The sequence below is a fragment of the Pseudomonas sp. GW821-FHT05D12 genome (genome assembly GCF_059419825.1).
In genome coordinates, this window is record NZ_JBWKSN010000005.1 from 380,007 (window position 1) to 398,887 (window position 18,881).

Below are 18,881 nucleotides of genomic sequence, written 5' to 3' on the forward strand. Positions count from 1 at the left end.
ATAACAGGCGTGTGGCTTTTGTGTGGCCGCGCCGACCGACGCTATTGATGGGGATGGCGACGCTATGGGGGCTGCCCGGCTTCGCCCCGGCGCTGGAGTTGGGGGAGGGGTTCGACCTCGCGGCACTCACCACCCACGGTATCGACCCGAAGGTCTCCGACTACTTTCGCAGTGCCGCGCGCTTTCGCGAGGGCGTGCAGGTGGTCGGGCTGGAGGTCAATGGCAATCCGCTGGGGTTGGTGGATGCTCGGTTCGACGCCCAGGGGCAATTGTGTTTTACCAAGGGGCTGCTGGAAAAAGCCGGGTTGATCGAGCCTGGCCGCGTGCTTCACAAAGGCGCGACCGCGGACCAGGCTTGCCATGACTTCCTTGGCGCGTTCCCGACGACGATGGTGCGCCTGCGCCCCGGCAACGAGGAGATCGCGTTGGTGGTGCCCACCGGATCACTGCGTGAGCCGCAATGGGAGGCGGGGCAATTTGCCCGGGGTGGTGCGGCGGCGTTATTCAACTATGACGTACAGGGGTTCAACAGCTATTCGGACAGTGGGCCCAATCGCTTCGTTTCGGCCTATACCGAGGCCGGCTTCAACCTCGGCGACTGGATTGTTCGCAGCCGCCAATTCTATGTATCCGACAACGGTGTGGCCCGCAACGAGCACCTGTACGCCTACGCCCAGCGGGACCTGAGTGCGTTGCAATCGACCTTCCAGGTGGGGCAACTCTCCAGCAACAACCCGCTGTTTGGTGGCCTGCAGTTATCCGGCGTGCAGTTTTCTCCCGATGGCCAATCGCGAGCGCCGGCCGGCAGTAACAACGCCGTGGTCGAGGGGTTGGCCCAAAGCCAGTCGCGCATTGAGGTGCGCCAGTCCGGCGTGTTGATTCACAGCACGCTGGTGCCCGAAGGCCCCTTTCGGCTGACCGGTTTGCCGTTGCTCAACAGCACCAGCGACCTGGAGGTCAGTGTCATCGATGTGCGGGGCGCCAAGCGCAGTTTCGTGGTGCCGGCGGCGTCGTTCGCAGGGAGTACGCCGGCGGCACCTGGGTATTATTTCTCGTTGGGCAAGGTGCGCAAGAATGCACATGAACAAGGCCCCACGCCGGTGGTCGCCATGGGCAGCGGCACGTGGGGCCTGGGAAGCGATTCGTCCGCCGGCCTTGGCCTGTTGAGCACCGATGAATATTGGTCGGCAGGTGGCACCCTGGGCAGTGTGCTGTTCCAGCGGGTTTCCGTGGGGGCTCGCCATAACGTGTCTTGTGATAGCCGTGACGCGGTATCCGGGGCTCGCAGCAGCGTATCGGTGAGCAGCCCGGTCTACGCCAATGTGGACGTCAACCTCAGCGCGACCACGCAGACCCGTGGCTATCGCGAAGTCCATGAAGCGGGCCGCTCGGCGAGGGCCGATGACCTGGATGCGCGCTTCAAAAATCAGTACACGGCAGGTGTGAGCTGGGTCGACACCACCCTGGGAGCATTTTCCCTGGGTTATACCCGTAGTGCCCAGTTTGATGGGCAATCGGCCGACCATGTGTTTGCGTCGTGGAATAAATCGTTCCGGCACGCCGATGTCGCGTTGGTGGCCGACTCACAGGTGGGCGGCCGTCAGTCACGCCGTGACGGCACACGCGATGACAATCGTCGCGATGCGGCCCTGGACAATGATCTGTCCGTGCGGCTGCAGGTCAGCGTGCCGCTGGGCAGTGACCGTCGCGTGAACAGCTATATCAGTCGGCGTGGTGATCAATCCCGTGCCGGCACTGCGCTCAGTGAGCGGGTTAATGATTACGTCAATTACGAGGTGGGCGTCGAGCGTGACCTCAGTGCCCGCGAGCAGTCGATGCGCGGCCATGTGGAGCTGATGCCACGTTACACGCGGGTCGGCCTGGGCGTCAGCCAGGACCCGCTGGGCACTCTTTACAACGGGCAGCTACAGGGTGGCATGGTGGCTCACGCCGGCGGGGTGACCTTCTCGCCGTATGCGGTGCAGGACACATTTGGCATTGCATCGGTGGGCAACATCGGCGCTGCGAAACTCGACACCCCGTACGGCCCGGTATGGACGGATTTCAGCGGACAGGCCGTGATCCCGGGCTTGCCCGCCTATACCGACAGCCGTATTGAAGTGCAGACCCAGTCCCTGCCAAAACGCGTTGACCTGAAAAACGGCACCCAAGTGCTGGCTGCCGGGCGAGGGTCGGTTAATACCGTGGCATTCGATGTGGTTAGCGTGCGCCGTGTACTGCTCACCGCCACTGATGAGCAAGGCCAAGCACTGCCACAGGGCGCTGCGGTGTTCGACAAAAACAAGCGCTTCCTGACCAGTGTGGTGGGTGACGGCATGATCTTCCTGAATGACGTCAATGACTCGCAAGACCTCAGGGTTGCATTGCCGGACTCATCCTCTTGCCGGCTCAACGTTGTTCCCGAGGCCGAGGCCGACAATGACAAATTCTATGAGACAACCTCGGCGGTGTGCCATGTCCTTTAAGTTAAAGACCAAGTGTCTTGCCCTGTTCTGTACGGTGTTGATCGCTGAGGGTGTACAGGCAGAAAAATGCCGGCTGTCCGTCAGCCAGCCGCGTATCGACTATGGCGTCATCCGCAACGAGGCGCGTGCCGAAAGCCCCTTGCTCGCCCTCGGTAAGCGCAGGGTGCAGCTCAATGTGCTGTGTGTGGAGCCCTCGGCTATCGGCTTGAGATTCATCGGCGCAGCAGACGGGCAAGGGTATCTGTTTGGCCGGCAGGGGCGCTTTCGCCTGGCTCTCATGCAGGCCCAGGTGGATGGGCGCGTCGTCGAGTGGACGCTGGCACATCGGCCTGGTGAGACCGCCGACGGGCAGTTGTTGCCAGGCCAGGTCCTGGTGGCTCAGGCGGCCGGCAAGCGACTGATGGCTCAGGTCGAAATCGATACCGACCTGCCCACCAGTGCCCTGCAGGTACGCAGCCAGACAGTGCTGGAGGGGCAGGGCCGTTTCGAACTGGTCAGTCCGGCTGCTCCACTGAGCCGATGAAGTTGGCGAACTCAGGGGTTTGCGGGTTGGCGAACAGCACTTTGGGGTCGCCCACTTCATGCACCTTGCCCTGGTGCATGAACACCAGTTTGTCGCCCACTTCCCGGGCGAAGCGCATCTCGTGGGTCACCATGATCAGGGTCATGCCGTCCTTGGCCAGTTGGCGCACCACGCTGAGCACTTCATTGACCAGCTCCGGATCGAGGGCCGAGGTGATTTCATCGCACAGCAGTACCTTGGGTGACATGGCCAGGGCGCGGGCGATAGCGACCCGCTGTTGCTGGCCGCCGGACAGGCGATCGGGGAAGGCATCGAATTTCTCGCCCAGCCCGACGCGCTCCAGCATCTGCCGGGCCAGTTGGGCCGCCTTGGCTTTCGGCACTTTCTGCACCACCTGCGGCGCGAGCATTACGTTTTCGCCAACCGTCAGGTGCGGAAACAGGTTGAACTGCTGGAACACCATCCCGACTTTCTGTCGCAGGCTGCGCAGATCGGCACGGGCGGCATCGAGGTACTCGCCATCGACTTCGATCACGCCGTCGTTGATGGATTCCAGGCCATTGAGTGTGCGCAGCAAGGTGGACTTGCCCGAGCCGCTGCGGCCGATGATCGCCACCACCTGGCCTTCTTCGACGGTCAGGTCGATGCCCTTGAGTACATGGTGATCGCCGTAATACTTATGCAGGGCGGAAATTCTAAGCAGAGGCATGCAGTCTCCTTTCCAGGTAGCGGGCACTGAGGGACAAGGGGTAGCAGAGCAGGAAGTAACCGAGGGCGACCAGGCCGTAGACCATGAATGGTTCGAAGGTGGCGTTGGCGAGCATGCCGCCGGTCTTGGTCAGCTCGGTGAAGCCAATGATCGAGGTCACCGCGGTGCCCTTGATGACTTGCACCGAGAAACCCACGGTCGGCGCCACGGCAATCCGCAGGGCTTGGGGCAGGATCACGTAGCGCAGTTGCTCCAACGGGTTCAACGCCAGGCTGGCCGAGGCTTCCCATTGCCCGTGGGCGATGGAGTCGACGCAGCCGCGCCAGATTTCGGCGAGGTAGGCGCTGGTAAACAGCGTCAGGGCAATCGCGGCTGCCAGCCACGGCGATATATCCACCCCGAGCAGGGCAATGCCAAAAAACACCAGGAACAGCTGCATCAACAGCGGCGTGCCCTGGAACAGTTCGATGTAGGTGCGAGCGACATTGCGCGGGAAGGCTTTGCGGCTGATGCGCATCGTCATCACCACCAAGCCGATCACGCCGCCGCCGATAAACGCCACCAGCGACAGCAGCAACGTCCACTGCAAGCCGATGGCCAGGTTGCGCACGATGTCCCAGAAGGAGAAATCACTCATCGGCTGTTCCTCATTACAAACCGGCGGCCGATCCAGTTCAGCAACTGGCGAATCATCAGCGCCATGCACAGGTACACCAGGGTGGTCAGGGCATAGGTTTCGAACGCACGGAAATTGCGCGACTGGATAAAGTTGGCGGCAAAGCTCAACTCCTCGGTGGCGATCTGCGAACACACCGCCGAACCGAGCATCACGATGATGATCTGGCTGCTCAGGGCCGGCCACACCTTGCCCAGCGCCGGCAGCAGCACCACATGGCGGAACGCCTCGAAGCGCGTCATTGCCAGCGCCGCAGCGGCTTCCAGTTGCCCACGCGGGATGGCCTGGATGCCGGCGCGGATGATCTCGGTGGAGTAGGCCCCCAGGTTGATCACCATCGCCAGCACGGCGGCTTGCCATTCGGTGATCTTCAGCCCCAGGGACGGCAGGCCGAAGAAGATGAAAAACAACTGCACCAGGAACGGCGTGTTGCGGATCAACTCGACGTACACCCCGAAGAACCACGCAAACGGCTGGATCTTCCACGCCCGCACCACCGCGCCGACGGTGCCCAGTGCTACCCCCAGGATGGCACCGATGGCGGTCAGCTCAAGGGTGAACAGCGCGCCGCGCAACAGCAGGTCGGTATTGGCCAGCACCGGCACAAAGTCGAATTGATAGGCCATCAATCAGCTCCGCTTCACAGATCGGCAGGCAGTGGCTCTTTCAGCCATTGCATTGCATTCTTTTCCAGGCTGCCGTCAGCTTTTGCCGCGATCAGGATCTGGTTGACCTTCTCCAGCAACGCCGGCTCGTTCTTGTTCACGCCGACATACACCGGCGAATCCTTGAGTTTCACTTTCAGCGCCGGCACGCGTTTCGGGTTGCGCTCGCTGATCGCCACCATCACTACGTTGCCGCTGGCGATGAGGTCGACCTGGCCGGCCAGGTAGGCGGCGATGGTCGAGTTGTTGTCTTCGAAGCGCTTGATCGTGGCCTCTTTGGGCGCCACGGCGGTCAGCTCGATGTCTTCAATGGCGCCACGGGTCACGCTGATGGTCTTGCCCTTGAGGTCGTCGGTGGTGCTGATCGCCGCGTCAGGCGGGCCGAACACGGCGAGGTAAAACGGTGCATAGGCCCGGGAGAAGTCGATGACCTTTTCGCGCTCGGGGTTTTTACCCAGGCTGGAAATCACCAGGTCGACCTTGCCAGTGGTGAGGAACGGAATGCGGTTGGTGCTGTTGACCGGGGTCAGTTCCAGCTTGACCTTGAGCTGGTCGGCCAGCAGCTTGGCGGTGTCGATGTCCAGGCCGCGAGGCTTCATGTCCGGGCCGACCGAGCCGAAGGGCGGGAAGTCCTGGGGCACGGCGACCTTGAGGGTGCCACGGGCGACAATATCGTCCAGACCGTTGGCCTGGGCAGGTGCCTGGCTGAGCATCAGGCTGGCAAACAGGGCAGTGAGCAGGGCGCTGTAGCGCTTGGTCATGGCAACTCTCCGAGAGGGCGAAGGAATTTTCTGATTTTGCTCAGTGCACAGCCCATGCCAGCCCTCTCGGAATCGTCTGAAGGGCCGGGATTTGTTGAGGTTGGGTGGTCTTACTGGTCTGAACAGTCAGAAGGCTTTTCGCACCTTTTTCGAGCGCCGGTAAAACCCCGCGAGCCCCTTTGGGGCTTGGCTTGCCGTGGCCTTCGAATAGCTTTACAACTAGCCGCTCTGATGACGAGAACCTTGAGTTTTTTATGAATTCCATCGCCCAAGCCGTACCGGAAGCGGCCCTGCAGGCCATCCGTAAACTGATCAAGGAGCAAGGCTTCGGGCCGGGCGACGCCCTGCCGTCCCAGCGCGACCTGGCGGTGCAGTTGGGGGTGAGTCGGGCGTCATTGCGCGAAGCGTTGTCGTCCCTCAGTGCCCTGGGGGTGGTCAGCGTGCAGCCAGGCAAGGGCGTGTTCGTGCAGGCGGCAGAAGAGGCGCCGGGGTTTGCCTGGCCCTTCGCGGCGCAGGCCACGCCGTTGGATATCTTCCAGTTGCGCTACGCCCTCGAGGGGTTTGCGGCAGGGTTGGCGGCGATGACCTTGACCCTCGATGAGCTGGACAGCCTGGAAGATAACGTCGAGGCGATGCGCAAGGTGCTCAAGGCCGGTGACTTTGAAGCGGCGGCCCGGCTGGACTTCGAATTCCACCAGCGCATCCTCCTGGCCAGCGGCAATCAGGCGATGGTGAGCATCCTGAGTGCCAGCGCCGAGGTGTTCCTGGAGAGCCAGAAACTACCGTTCATCCGGCCGGAGCGGGCCATGGAGACCTGGCAGGAGCACCGCAGGATCCTGCGCGCCCTGGCCCGTCGCGCCAGTGCGGCGGCACAAAAAACCATGCAGGAACACGTGCGCAATGCGGCATTGCGCACTGGCATCGCCTTCGTGACGCCCGTCACGCCCTGAGTCGGGCCATACCCAAACTCATGCGCCATCATAGGAAGACTCAATCAGAGGCGGCTTCCTGAACGGGGGAAGGGCGGCTATGATGGGCAACGTTTTTTTTGCTTACAATCCGGAGACATCCATGAGCAACGATCTTATCAAGCACGTCACCGACGCGACCTTTGAGGCCGAAGTACTCAAGGCTGCTGGCCCGGTGCTGGTTGACTACTGGGCTGAATGGTGTGGCCCTTGCAAAATGATCGCTCCGGTCCTGGACGACATTGCAACCACCTACGAAGGCAAGTTGACCATTGCCAAGCTGAACATCGACGACAACCAGGAAACCCCGGCCAAGCATGGCGTGCGTGGTATCCCTACGTTGATGCTGTTCAAGAACGGCAACGTCGAAGCCACCAAGGTCGGCGCGCTGTCGAAGTCCCAGCTGCAAGCTTTCCTCGACGCGAACATCTAAACGTCGTCAAAAAAGCCCCGCAAATTGCGGGGCTTTTTCGTGAAACAGGGCTAGACGCTCCGAAACTCAGGTGGTACATTCGGCCCCGCACTGGTTTCTCCACTGCCCCCTGCAAGCCGTCGCCGACGCATTCCTTTTCGATTAGTACGCGATCCTGTCGCCTTCTCTGCGGCGCGGCCTCATTAAGCCAAAAGCTTAATTTCCCCCCTCCATAAATGATTACGTCATTCCTATATGAATCTGACTGAACTCAAGCAAAAGCCGATTACCGACCTGCTCCAATTGGCCGAAGAAATGGGCATAGAAAATATGGCCCGTTCGCGCAAGCAGGACGTGATTTTCTCCCTGCTCAAGAAGCACGCGAAAAGCGGCGAGGAAATCTCCGGTGATGGCGTGCTGGAGATTCTCCAGGACGGCTTCGGCTTCCTCCGCTCTGCAGACGCCTCCTATCTCGCCGGCCCAGACGATATCTACGTCTCGCCGAGCCAGATCCGTCGCTTCAACTTGCGCACCGGTGACACCATCGTTGGCAAGATCCGCCCTCCGAAGGAAGGTGAGCGTTATTTCGCCCTGCTCAAGGTCGACACGATCAACTTCGATCGCCCCGAGAACGCGAAAAACAAGATTCTCTTCGAGAACCTGACCCCGCTGTTCCCGACCGTGCGCATGAAGATGGAAGCCGGTAACGGTTCCACCGAAGACTTGACCGGTCGTGTGATCGACCTGTGCGCCCCGATCGGCAAGGGCCAGCGTGGCCTGATCGTCGCACCGCCGAAAGCCGGCAAGACCATCATGCTGCAGAACATTGCCGCGAACATCGCGCGTAACAATCCTGAAGTTCACCTGATCGTGCTGCTGATCGATGAGCGTCCGGAAGAAGTGACCGAAATGCAGCGCACCGTGCGCGGCGAAGTGGTTGCCTCCACGTTCGATGAGCCGCCAACCCGCCACGTGCAGGTTGCCGAAATGGTGATCGAAAAGGCCAAGCGCCTGGTCGAGCACAAGAAAGACGTGGTGATCCTGCTCGACTCCATCACCCGCCTGGCCCGTGCCTACAACACCGTGATCCCGAGCTCCGGCAAGGTATTGACCGGTGGTGTCGACGCCCACGCCCTGGAGAAACCGAAGCGTTTCTTCGGCGCCGCGCGCAACATCGAGGAAGGCGGTTCGCTGACCATCATCGCCACCGCGCTGGTTGAAACCGGCTCGAAGATGGACGAAGTGATCTACGAAGAGTTCAAGGGTACCGGCAACATGGAACTGCCCCTGGACCGTCGCATCGCGGAAAAACGCGTCTTCCCGGCCATCAACATCAACCGCTCCGGCACCCGCCGCGAAGAGTTGCTGACTGCCGACGACGAACTGCAGCGCATGTGGATCCTGCGCAAGCTGCTGCACCCGATGGACGAAGTTGCCGCCATCGAGTTCCTGATCGACAAGCTGAAAACCACCAAGACCAACGACGAGTTCTTCCTGTCGATGAAGCGTAAGTAATACGACGTTTCAGGTCCGAAAAAATGGCGCCCTCAAGGGCGCCATTTTTTTTCGTGTGTTTTTTAAGCACCTTCGGCACGCAAATGCACCGCGATAAGCTGCCAGCCGCCGCCAGAGCAGGTAGGATGTACGCCTATTTTACGGGTGGCATGGTTAATGAAATTCAAGGATCTTCGGGATTTCGTGCAGCAACTTGAGCAGCGCGGAGAGTTGAAACGTATCCAGATGCCGATTTCGCCGGTGCTGGAAATGACTGAGATTTGCGACCGTACCCTGCGCAACAAGGGCCCGGCGCTGCTGTTCGAGAAGCCGACCGGTTTCGATATCCCGGTGCTCGGCAACCTGTTCGGCACCCCCGAGCGCGTGGCGTTTGGCATGGGCGCCGAGTCGGTCAGCGAACTGCGCGAGATCGGCAAGCTGCTGGCGTTCCTCAAGGAGCCTGAGCCACCCAAGGGCCTCAAGGACGCCTGGTCGAAGCTGCCGATCTTCCGCAAGATCATTGCCATGGCGCCCAAGGTGGTCAAGGACGCGGTGTGCCAGGAAGTGGTCATCGAAGGCGATGACGTCGACCTTGCCATGCTCCCCGTGCAAACCTGCTGGCCTGGCGATGTCGGCCCGCTGATCACCTGGGGCCTGACCGTCACCAAGGGCCCGAACAAGGATCGCCAGAACCTCGGCATCTATCGCCAGCAAGTGATCGGCCGCAACAAGGTGATCATGCGTTGGCTGAGCCACCGTGGCGGCGCCCTGGATTTCCGCGAGTGGTGCGAGAAGCACCCCGGCAAGCCGTTCCCGGTGTCCGTGGCCCTCGGCGCCGACCCGGCGACCATCCTCGGTGCCGTCACCCCGGTGCCGGACAGCCTTTCCGAGTACGCTTTCGCCGGCCTGTTGCGCGGTAACCGTACCGAACTGGTGAAGTGCCGCGGCAACGACCTGCAAGTGCCGGCCACCGCCGAAATCATCCTCGAAGGTGTGATTCACCCTGGCGAGATGGCGGATGAGGGCCCTTACGGCGACCATACCGGCTACTACAACGAAGTCGACAGCTTTCCGGTGTTCACCGTCGAGCGCATCACCCATCGGATCAAGCCGATCTACCACAGCACCTACACCGGCCGTCCGCCGGATGAGCCGGCAATTCTCGGCGTGGCGCTGAACGAAGTGTTCGTGCCGATCCTGCAGAAGCAATTCCCGGAGATCACCGATTTCTACCTGCCGCCCGAAGGCTGCTCGTACCGCATGGCCATCGTGACCATGAAGAAGTCGTACCCGGGCCATGCCAAGCGCGTCATGCTGGGTGTGTGGTCGTTTTTGCGACAGTTCATGTACACCAAGTTCGTTATCGTCACCGACGACGACATCAACGCCCGCGACTGGAACGACGTGATCTGGGCCATCACCACGCGCATGGACCCCAAGCGCGACACGGTGATGATCGACAACACGCCGATCGACTACCTCGACTTCGCCTCGCCGGTGTCGGGCCTGGGGTCGAAGATGGGCCTGGATGCCACGCATAAATGGCCGGGCGAAACCACCCGCGAGTGGGGTCGGGTTATCGTCAAGGATGAAGCCGTGACGGCGCGTGTCGATGCGATCTGGAAAGAATTGGGAATAGATTGATGCGTGTAACCCTGCAACCTTCCGGCGCGGTGCTGGAGCTGGTCCCCGGCGAGCGAATCCTCGAAGGCGCGCGTCGCCTGGGCTATGAGTGCCCCCAGGCATGCCGCAATGGGGTGTGCCATGTGTGTGCCGCGTTGCTGGTTGAGGGCCGGGTGCAACAAGGCGGTGAGGTGCGTGACCACGGTGAGTTCTACACCTGCATCGCGGAGCCGCTGGAAGATTGCATTGTATTGTGGGATGGCGTGCTGGCGCCGGGAGAGTTGCCGTTGCGCAAGTTGTCGTGCCAATTGAGTGAGTGTGTGGATGTCGGTGGCGATGTGTGGCGCGTGCGCTTGCGGGCTCCGGCCGGCAAGGCCGTGCGTTACCACGCCGGGCAATACCTGATGATCGAACGGGAGAACGGTGAGAAGTCGGCGTTTTCCCTGGCGTCGGCGCCTCACGCCGGGCGCGAGCTGGAGCTGCATGTGCTGGTCCGCGAAGACAGCGCGCGCAGCCTGTTGGAGCAGCTGCAGCGTAACCAGATGGCGCGTGTCGAACTGCCGTTCGGTGACACCCACCTGGCGGAGTTGCCGGACGGGCCGCTGGTGTTGATCGCCGCCGGCACCGGCATGGCGCAGATGCACAGCCTGATCGAGCACTGCCGCGCATCCGGCTTCAAGCACCCGGTGCACCTGTATTGGGGCGTGCGTCGACCGGAAGATTTCTACCAGATCGAGCATTGGGACCAGTGGCAGCAACTGCCCAACCTGTTCCTGCACAAGGTTGTCAGCGACCTGTGCGGCTGGGAAGGGCGCTGCGGCCTGCTGCATGAAGCCGTGTGCGAAGACATTGCAGACCTCAAGACGGTGCATGTCTACGCCAGCGGCTCACCGGCGATGATCTACGGCACCCTGGACGCGCTGGTCGACGCTGGCATGGATGCACACCAGATGCGCGCCGATGTGTTCGCCTACGCGCCTCGGCCCTGAGCCGAGCAAACATCAAATACAGCCCAAATGTGGGAGCGGGTGTGCTCGCGAAGGCGCCAGATCAGTCACCCTCTTCAGCGACTGACCCACCGCTTTCGCGGGCAAGCCCGCTCCCACAGTTTTGATCGCTGTTCGGGCTTGGGATTCGGGGTGCTGCAGCATTTCAGCGGTCGATACAACTCGGTTCCAACCTTGAAATACAACCCAAATGTGGGAGCGGGCTTGCTCGCGAAGGCGCCAGATCAGCCAGCATCTTCAGCAACTGACCCACCGCTTTCGCGAGCAAGCCCGCTCCCACAGTTTTGATTGCTGTTCGGGCTTGGGATTCGAGGCGCCGGCATTTTGAGCGGACGGTACAACTCGGTTCCAACCTGCAAACATTCCAAATGTGGGAGCTGGCTTGCCTGCGATAGCGGTGGGTCAGCGCAATATCTGCTGACTGGCATACCGCAATCGCAAGCCCGCTCCCACATTGGCTCGCACCGTGTCAGCTTCAGAAGCGCACGCCAGTCGTCACCATCGCCGCATTGAACCCCAACAGCACAAACTCTGCCGCCACCGGCCCGTAATGGGTGCCTACCGACGGAATGATCACCGGTGCCACGCCGAAACGGTTCAAGGGGATCTTGTCGCGGTACTGGCCGCGATAACCCTGGATCGCCCCGCCTGTCAGCTTCAAGTACACCGGATAGTCCGACATGTCATAGCGCTTGCCCGCGTAGGCGTAGTAGGAACGCTGGCGGAACGAATTGCGAAATGTCGCTCCGCCATACACAAAGCCTGACGCCTCATTGCGTTCCAGGCCGATCAGGTCCTGGTGGTTGTTGTGGTCCGGGTCGGGCGCAAAGTGTCGGGTGTAGACACTGGTCTGCGCGTACCAGAAACCTTTGTCGTCGTTGGCCGGCGGTGTCTCTCCCGCCAGCGCAGTGGTGGCCTGGGCGAGAAACAACAGGCCAGGCAGTCGAAATGTCTTCATGGGTGCGACCTCGATAGTCGGTTTGATCGGCGGCTAGGTGGGTCGTGATGTGCGCGCTATTTTGACGGCAGGAGCATTCCCAAGGCTGAACCCGGGCTGAAAGTAACGGGATTGCCACCCTCAATCCTGACGAGTGGGGCGCCGTGCTTATGCATTCGCTTATTCCTTAAAGGTATTTAATTTGTTACATAAATATCTTTAAGCTATATCTCAACGGACTACCGATTTTTTCTTCCAATGACCAACAACTGACCGCTACCGCCCGCCAGCCGGATCGATCGTACGAACTCAGGACACTGACGTTCTGAATTTTGATTTAGGGGAGCGGTATGGGGAGCTACAAGAAACACGCGTTGTACACAGCGATTTTGTCGGCCAATTTGCTGACCGCTGTGGGATTCAATCCAGTCCTGGCGGCGCAAACGCCCGCCGCCGATGCACCCAAACTCGACACCGTCATCGTTACCGGTACCCGCGCCCAGGAGCGCACGGCCAGTGCGTCGCTGTCGCCTATCGATGTGATTTCCGGCGATAGCTTGCGCAGTACCGGCTCCGATGAGCTGGGGGCAGTGTTGGCGCGGCTGATTCCGTCGATCAACTTTCCGCGCCCAAGCCTGGTGGACGGCGCCGAGCTGGTTCGCCCGGCGCAGTTGCGCGGGTTGTCGCCGGACCAGGTGCTCGTGCTGGTCAACGGCAAGCGCCGCCACACCAGCGCGTTCGTCAACCTGGGCGGGGCGGTAGGCCGTGGTTCGGCACCGGCAGACCTCAATGCGATCCCGCTGTCGGCGGTGGACCACATTGAAGTGCTGCGCGACGGCGCTTCCGCGCGCTATGGCTCCGATGCCATTGCCGGGGTGATCAACGTGATCCTCAAGCACGCCGACCATGGCGGCTCGATCTCCAGCAAGTTTGGCGAGTACAAGAAAGGCGATGGTATCCAGCGCAATATCAGCGGCAACACCGGCCTGGCAGTAGGGGACAACGGTTTCATCAACCTCTCGGCCGAGGGGGCGGACAACGATTACACCAACCGCGCCGGTAAAGACTTCCGACCCGCCAGCGTAGGCTCTACCACCTACGGCCAGCAGGTGTTTCGCCAGGGTGAACCGGCCACCAATGAAGGCAAGCTGGCGTTCAACTCCGAATATGCCTTCAACGATGGGCTGGAGTTCTACACCTTCGGTGGCTATAGCAAGCGGCGGGGCGAGACGGCGGCGTTCTATCGGGCGAGCAATGCCTCCAACAACATTCCGGCGCTCAACCCCAACGGCTACCTGCCGCTGATCAAGGGCAACCTGGAGGATACCTCGCTGGTGGTAGGCCTGCGCGGCCTGCTGGCCTATGACTGGCATTACGATTTGTCGGCCAACTATGGCAAGAACCAATACGAGCTGAGCACCGAAACCATCAACACCTCCCTGGGCCTGGCCACGCCGCGCAAGTTCGATAACGGCACGCTGAGCAACGATCAGAAACAAGTCAGCCTGGACCTGTCCCGCGAGTTCGATGTGGGCTGGCTGCCGTATCCGGTTTCGGTAGCGTTCGGCGGTGAATACCTGCACCAGGGCTACGAGATCGAGGCGGGTGAGCCGGCGTCCTACTACCAGACCGGCAGCTCCGGCCTGGGTGGATTCCGCGATGCCGATGCCGGCACCAGCTCGCGGCATAACTGGGCCCAGTACCTGGACCTGGAAACCAATTTCACCGAGAAACTCAGCGCTTCTGCGGCCGTGCGCCATGAGGACTACAGCGACTTCGGCTCCAATGTCAGCGGCTCGTTGTCGGCGCGTTATGACTTCACGCCGCAGGTGGCCTTGCGGGGCAGTGTCTCCAATGGCTTTCGCGCGCCGTCCCTGGCCCAGCAGAACTTTGCCTACACCTCGTCGCAGTTGATCGGCAGCACTATCCAGGAAGCGGGTACCTTTCCCGCCAACAGCCAGGTCGCCCGCCTACTCGGCGCTGAAGACCTCAAGGCCGAGAAGTCGCGCAACTACAGCCTCGGCCTGGTGCTGGAGCCCGCCGATGACCTGACCGTGACGCTCGATGTCTACCGCATCGACATCCGCGATCGCATCAGCCTGTCGTCGAACCTGAACCTCAACCCGGCGGCCATTGCCTACCTGCAAGCCAATGGCGTCGGCAACATCAACTACACCAGTGCCCGCTATTTCACCAATGCCACCAACACCAGCACCGACGGCGTCGACCTGGTAGCCAACTATCGCTACCAGTTCGATAACGGCATCCGCTGGAACAGCACCGTAGGCTACAACTACAACCACACCAAGGTGACGGACGTGAAGGCCAACCCGGCGATTCTCGACAGCCTGGGCGTGAACCTGCTGCGTGTGGACCGTCGCGAGCGCATCGGGTTGCTCGGCGATACCACGCCGCAGCACAAGCTGAGCCTGGGTAACGACTTCACCTTCGGAAATTGGGCGTTGCACAGCAACCTGGTGCGCTATGGTGAATTCACCAGCTACCAGGCGGACAAGGTCAACGACCAGACCTTCAAGGCCGCCTGGGTGCTGGATTTGTCAGCGGACTACAAGCTGAAGAACTGGACGTTCACCCTGGGCGGCGACAACGTCACCGATAAATACCCGGAAAAGGTCAACGCCTTCGCCAGCAGTGGTGGCAATCTCGCCTATAGCACTTTTTCGCCGTACGGTTACAGCGGCGCGTTTTATTACGGTAAAGTTGCTTACAACTGGTAACACACAGGAGGCGTACCGCTTTTCGCCATGACCGCCATTGAATCCGATCTTTTGCAATTGGCTTACCCTCCGCGGCTCGATCTGGGGCCGCAACTCACTCACGAACAGTTGTTGAGCTCGATGCAGGCCACCATGGGTCGGCACAAGGGTGGGCCGGTCTGGCTATTTGCGTATGGTTCGCTGATCTGGCGTCCTGAATGCTCGTCCACCGAGCGGGTGCGGGCACGGGTCCACGGTTATCACCGGGGCCTGTACCTGTGGTCTCACGAACATCGGGGTACGCCGGAGTTGCCGGGGCTGGTGTTCGGGCTGGATCGCGGCGGTTCCTGCAGCGGATTTGCCTATCGGCTGCCGGAAGATCAGCTGGAAGCGTCGCTCTACGCCCTGTGGCGCCGCGAAATGCCCTATCCCTCGTATCGGCCACATTGGCTCAGTTGCCGTCTGGAAGATGGCAGCCAGGTGCAGGCGTTGGGGTTTGTGTTGGAGCGGCACTTGCCCAGCTACGCCGGCAACTTGCCCGACGAAGTGCTCAATCATGTGCTGGAAAGCGCTTGCGGGCGTTACGGCACGACTCGCGATTATGTCGAGCAGACCGTCAACGCCCTGCGTAGCCACGCCATGCCAGATAAAAACCTGGAGGCGCGGCTCAAGCGGTGTGCCAAGGATTGCTCAGGCGGTTAGCGCGCCGCGCTGACGCTGTTGGTGTGCCACAGCGTGGGGATCAGGAACGCGATAGCCAGCAGGCACGCGGCGATCAGCAGCACAAAACCACCGTCCCAGCCGAAATGGTCCACGGTGTAGCCCATGGCCGCACTCGCCGCCACCGAACCCCCAAGGTAACCGAACAGACCGGTGAAACCCGCAGCTGTACCGGCGGCTTTCTTCGGTGCCAGTTCCAGCGCCTGCAGGCCGATCAGCATCACCGGGCCGTAGATCAGGAAGCCGATGGAGAACAGCGCGATCATGTCGATCACCGGGTTGCCTGGCGGGTTGAGCCAGTAGACCAGGGTCGCCACGGTCACCAACGCCATGAACACGATGCCGGTCAGGCCACGGTTGCCCCGGAAGATCTTGTCCGACATCCAGCCGCACAGCAGCGTGCCCGGAATGCCCGCCCACTCATAGAAAAAGTACGCCCAGGACGACTTGTCGACCGTGAAGTGCTTGGCTTCCTTGAGGTAAGTCGGCGCCCAGTCCAGCACGCCGTAGCGCAGCAGGTAGACGAACACGTTGGCGAACGCGATGTACCACAGCATTTTGTTGCGCAGCACGTATTTGACGAAGATTTCCTTGGCGCTGAATTCGTCTTCGTGGCTGGCGTCGTAGCCTTCCGGGTAATCATTCTTGTATTGCTCGATCGGCGGCAGGCCTACCGATTGCGGGGTGTCGCGCATGGTGATGAAGGCAAAGGCCGCCACCAGCAACGCCACGGTGGCCGGGACGTAGAACGCTGCGTGCCAGTCGTTGAACCACGCCATGCCGAGCAGGAACAGCGGGCCGATCAGGCCGCCACCGACGTTGTGCGCCACGTTCCACACGGAGACCACGCCGCCGCGTTCTTTCTGTGACCACCAGTGCACCATGGTCCGCCCGCTTGGCGGCCAGCCCATGCCCTGGGCCCAACCGTTGATGAACAGCAAAATGAACATCATCGTCACGCTGGACGTGGCCCAAGGCGCGAAACCGAAAATGAACATTACCCCTGCCGACACCAGCAGGCCGAAGGGCAGGAAGTAGCGCGGGTTGGAGCGGTCGGACACCAGGCCCATGAGGAACTTGGACAGGCCGTACGCAATCGCGATGGCCGACATCGCCAGGCCCAGTTCACCTCGGGTGTAACCCTCGTCGATCAGGTAGGGCATGGCCAGCGAGAAGTTTTTGCGCAGCAGGTAGTAGCCGGCATAACCGAAGAAAATACCGGCGAAGATCTGCCAGCGCAGGCGTCGGTAAGTGCTGTCTATTTTTTCTTCAGGCAGGGGTGCCTGGTGTGCGGCAGGACGAAAGAAAGCAAACATTCAAGAGCTCCAAATTTCTTGTTTTGACTGCGGATGCGAATGTTACAGTTTCGTTACCGAAAATAGCATTGCCTCTTATCCGCAAATACAGGAAATGGGAGCAATCGCATGTTCTCTTACGAACATGTCGCTAATAGATAAGTGATGGTCGGTATCAGGTCTCGAGGTCTAAGGAGATCAACGGTGGGAGCAGGCTTGCCTGCGAGAGTGGTCTCGCAGTTGCACTTGTGTTGGCTGACCCACCGCTATCGCAGGCAAGCCAGCTTCCACATCGGCCACAATTCAATCGGTCAGCGGGTTTGGACCACGACTTTGCCCACCGCCTTGCGCTGCCCCAGGTCATTGATCGCCTGGGCGGCTTGCTCCAGCGGGTACACCTGCGAGACCAGCGGCTTGAGCTTGCCCTCGGCATACCAACTGAACAGTTGCTGGAAGTTCGCCGCATTGTCCTGCGGCTGGCGTTGCGCAAACGAGCCCCAGAACACCCCGACCACTGCCGCGCCCTTGAGCAGCGCCAGGTTGACCGGCAGTTCCGGGATGCGTCCGCTGGCAAAGCCCACCACCAACAGGCGGCCGTTCCAGGCGATGGCGCGGATGGCCTGGTCAAACAGGTCGCCACCCACTGGGTCGTAGATCACATCGGCGCCGTTGCCGTCGGTCAGGCGCTTGATCTCGTCCTTGAGGCTGGCTTCGCTGTAGTTGATCAACTCATCGGCGCCCGCAGCCTTGGCCACGGCCAGCTTGTCGGCGCTGCTGGCGGCGGCGATCACCCGCGCGCCCATGGCCTTGCCGATTTCCACGGCGGCCAGGCCGACGCCACCGGAGGCACCGAGGACCAGCAGGGTTTCGCCGGGTTGCAGGTTGGCGCGCTGTTTCAGCGCGTGCATCGAAGTGCCGTAGGTCATGCTGAAGGCGGCGGCGGTGTTGAAGTCCATGCTCGGCGGGATCGGCAGCACGTTATAGCCGGGCACCGCGACCTGTTCGGCAAAGCTGCCCCAGCCGGTCAGCGCCATGACCCGGTCACCGACTTTCAGGTGGCTGACCTTTTCTCCCACTTCACTGACTACGCCCGCCGCTTCGCCACCCGGCGAGAACGGGAAGGGCGGCTTGAACTGGTACTTGCCCTCGATGATCAGGGTGTCCGGGAAATTTACCCCGGCGGCATGCACGTCCAGCAGGATTTCGTTCTTCTTGATCGTAGGGCTTGCGGTCTCTTCCAGCACCAGGGTTTCGGCGGGGCCGAAGGCTTTGCACAGCACAGCTTTCATCGGACTATTCCTTTTGGCATCGTGGCCGATAAGTGTAGGAGGGTACGCCCGTGGGTCAACGAGCATGCCCCGGCCTGATAAGCCGCTATAAGCTTGTACTCAGCCTTGCTAGCGTTATGCTACCGGGCAACCGAATTTGAGGAATGAACTGTGAAAGCGTGGATCCTGTTGATGCTGGCCCTGACCTTGCCGATGGCAGCGCAGGCCGAAGAAGCCAAAGAAGGCGAGGCGCCGAAGGTCAGCTATATCAGCCTGAGCCCGCCGTTCGTGGGCAACTACGGCCTGGACGGCACGGCGAAACTCAAGGTATTCAAGGCCGACATCGCCCTGCGCGTCACTGGCCCCGAGGCTGCCGCAGCGGTCAAAGCCAACGATGCGTTGATCCGTAACCAGTTGGTAGCGCTGTTCACCCAGCAGACCAGCGAGACCATGAGCACCATTGAGGGCAAGGAAAAGCTGCGCCAGGAAGCCCTCAAGCAGACCCAGCAAGTGATGAACGACGAGACGGGCAAACCGGTGGTGGAAGACCTGTTGTTCAACAACCTGATCATCCAGTAACGCGGCAGAACAGGCCTGTCGTGGCGAGCGGGCTTGCCCCG

The 18,881-nt window shown here is 61.1% G+C and carries 17 protein-coding genes; 10 read left to right on the top strand and 7 right to left on the bottom strand.

The window, feature by feature from the left end; all coding sequences use genetic code 11:
* Positions 1-47 precede the first annotated feature (47 nt).
* Complete coding sequence (locus tag AC07SI_RS12055) at positions 48-2,486, top strand: fimbria/pilus outer membrane usher protein (protein WP_495005805.1); 2,439 nt, start codon at positions 48-50, stop codon at positions 2,484-2,486.
* Positions 2,476-3,009, top strand: a complete 534-nt coding sequence (locus tag AC07SI_RS12060) for a DUF1120 domain-containing protein (protein ID WP_495005785.1) — start codon at positions 2,476-2,478, stop codon at positions 3,007-3,009. The genes AC07SI_RS12055 and AC07SI_RS12060 overlap by 11 nt, the downstream gene beginning before the upstream one ends.
* On the opposite strand, the gene AC07SI_RS12065 is transcribed toward AC07SI_RS12060, so the two are convergent.
* Genes AC07SI_RS12065 through AC07SI_RS12080 form a run of 4 tightly spaced genes read right to left on the bottom strand, consistent with a single transcriptional unit; the run spans position 2,981 to position 5,820 of the window.
* A complete protein-coding gene (locus AC07SI_RS12065) occupies positions 2,981-3,718 on the bottom strand; it encodes an amino acid ABC transporter ATP-binding protein (protein ID WP_065938032.1) in 738 nt (245 codons plus the stop codon). The genes AC07SI_RS12060 and AC07SI_RS12065 overlap by 29 nt on opposite strands.
* Positions 3,705-4,355, bottom strand: a complete 651-nt coding sequence (locus AC07SI_RS12070; protein WP_495005786.1) for an amino acid ABC transporter permease — start codon at positions 4,353-4,355, stop codon at positions 3,705-3,707. Before AC07SI_RS12070 ends, AC07SI_RS12065 begins: the two co-directional genes overlap by 14 nt.
* The gene (locus AC07SI_RS12075) at positions 4,352-5,020 is read right to left on the bottom strand and encodes an amino acid ABC transporter permease (protein ID WP_017736949.1); all 669 of its coding nucleotides are present in this window, start codon (positions 5,018-5,020) and stop codon (positions 4,352-4,354) included. The genes AC07SI_RS12070 and AC07SI_RS12075 overlap by 4 nt, the downstream gene beginning before the upstream one ends.
* Positions 5,021-5,034: 14 nt before the next feature.
* The gene (locus AC07SI_RS12080; RefSeq protein ID WP_495005787.1) at positions 5,035-5,820 is read right to left on the bottom strand and encodes a transporter substrate-binding domain-containing protein; all 786 of its coding nucleotides are present in this window, start codon (positions 5,818-5,820) and stop codon (positions 5,035-5,037) included.
* Between the two features lie 254 nt (positions 5,821-6,074).
* On the opposite strand from AC07SI_RS12080, the gene AC07SI_RS12085 reads away from it, so the two are divergent.
* From AC07SI_RS12085 to AC07SI_RS12105, 5 genes are all read left to right on the top strand, one after another.
* The gene (locus AC07SI_RS12085) at positions 6,075-6,770 is read left to right on the top strand and encodes a FadR/GntR family transcriptional regulator (RefSeq protein WP_065902368.1); all 696 of its coding nucleotides are present in this window, start codon (positions 6,075-6,077) and stop codon (positions 6,768-6,770) included.
* A 121-nt stretch (positions 6,771-6,891) separates the two neighbouring features.
* Complete coding sequence (trxA, locus tag AC07SI_RS12090) at positions 6,892-7,221, top strand: thioredoxin TrxA (RefSeq protein WP_015886460.1); 330 nt, start codon at positions 6,892-6,894, stop codon at positions 7,219-7,221.
* 234 nt (positions 7,222-7,455) lie between these two features.
* Positions 7,456-8,715, top strand: a complete 1,260-nt coding sequence (gene rho / locus AC07SI_RS12095; RefSeq protein ID WP_003176825.1) for a transcription termination factor Rho — start codon at positions 7,456-7,458, stop codon at positions 8,713-8,715.
* Between the two features lie 156 nt (positions 8,716-8,871).
* Positions 8,872-10,338: a 4-hydroxy-3-polyprenylbenzoate decarboxylase gene (ubiD, locus tag AC07SI_RS12100; protein WP_065902367.1), complete on the top strand. Its 1,467-nt coding sequence runs from the start codon at positions 8,872-8,874 to the stop codon at positions 10,336-10,338.
* Positions 10,338-11,306, top strand: a complete 969-nt coding sequence (locus tag AC07SI_RS12105; RefSeq protein ID WP_120450451.1) for a CDP-6-deoxy-delta-3,4-glucoseen reductase — start codon at positions 10,338-10,340, stop codon at positions 11,304-11,306. The genes ubiD and AC07SI_RS12105 overlap by 1 nt, the downstream gene beginning before the upstream one ends.
* 493 nt (positions 11,307-11,799) lie before the next feature.
* Here the strand turns inward: AC07SI_RS12105 and AC07SI_RS12110 are convergent, their stop codons facing one another.
* Positions 11,800-12,282: a sn-glycerol-3-phosphate transporter gene (locus tag AC07SI_RS12110; protein ID WP_120450447.1), complete on the bottom strand. Its 483-nt coding sequence runs from the start codon at positions 12,280-12,282 to the stop codon at positions 11,800-11,802.
* 329 nt (positions 12,283-12,611) lie between these two features.
* On the opposite strand from AC07SI_RS12110, the gene AC07SI_RS12115 reads away from it, so the two are divergent.
* Together AC07SI_RS12115 and AC07SI_RS12120 are read left to right on the top strand one after the other, a co-directional pair.
* A complete protein-coding gene (locus tag AC07SI_RS12115) occupies positions 12,612-14,999 on the top strand; it encodes a TonB-dependent receptor plug domain-containing protein (protein ID WP_120450444.1) in 2,388 nt (795 codons plus the stop codon).
* Positions 15,000-15,026: 27 nt separating this feature from the next.
* Positions 15,027-15,680, top strand: a complete 654-nt coding sequence (locus tag AC07SI_RS12120; RefSeq protein WP_065902362.1) for a gamma-glutamylcyclotransferase — start codon at positions 15,027-15,029, stop codon at positions 15,678-15,680.
* On the opposite strand, the gene glpT is transcribed toward AC07SI_RS12120, so the two are convergent.
* Together glpT and AC07SI_RS12130 are read right to left on the bottom strand one after the other, a co-directional pair.
* Positions 15,677-17,014, bottom strand: a complete 1,338-nt coding sequence (gene glpT, locus AC07SI_RS12125; RefSeq protein WP_065902361.1) for a glycerol-3-phosphate transporter — start codon at positions 17,012-17,014, stop codon at positions 15,677-15,679. The two genes, AC07SI_RS12120 and glpT, sit on opposite strands and share 4 nt — an antisense overlap.
* A 290-nt stretch (positions 17,015-17,304) precedes the next feature.
* Entirely contained in the window at positions 17,305-18,282 is a 978-nt protein-coding gene (locus tag AC07SI_RS12130; RefSeq protein WP_106802333.1) for an NADPH:quinone oxidoreductase family protein, read from the bottom strand.
* A 150-nt stretch (positions 18,283-18,432) separates the two neighbouring features.
* On the opposite strand from AC07SI_RS12130, the gene AC07SI_RS12135 reads away from it, so the two are divergent.
* Positions 18,433-18,840, top strand: coding sequence for a flagellar basal body-associated protein FliL (locus tag AC07SI_RS12135; protein WP_065902358.1), 408 nt, complete (start codon positions 18,433-18,435; stop codon positions 18,838-18,840).
* The last annotated feature ends 41 nt before the right edge of the window (positions 18,841-18,881 follow it).